General features: G+C 30.6%; 1 protein-coding gene. It reads left to right on the top strand.

What is annotated here, in order from left to right; all coding sequences use genetic code 11:
• The coding region (locus AACQ14_RS23990; RefSeq protein WP_339366059.1) for a MutH/Sau3AI family endonuclease at positions 1–294 on the top strand (294 nt) is incomplete at both ends.

Here is a 294-nt window from a genome sequence, read left to right as displayed (position 1 = left end):
AATTGATTTGGGTGAATACTCATCGTAGGGTAGAGTATTCACCCAAATCAATTGAGAGTTATGCCAAACAAATAGAAGGTTTAACATTCAGAGAAATTTTGACTGATGCACATGAAGAATATAAAGGTAAAGGAGGATTAGGGCAAATAATAGAAAAGTATCACTTTATGTATGAATTAAACAGTGATAAAGAACCTGACTTTAATAATGCAGGGGTTGAACTAAAAGTAACACCATATAAAAGAATTAAAAAAACAAAAAAAAATCCAATACCTTATTCAGCTAAGGAAAGAC

The organism is Vallitalea maricola (assembly GCF_036985595.1).
GTDB lineage: Bacteria > Bacillota > Clostridia > Lachnospirales > Vallitaleaceae > Vallitalea > Vallitalea maricola.
The sequence above is the reverse complement of the archived record's forward strand: the minus strand, read 5'-3'. Positions and strand labels throughout refer to the sequence as shown.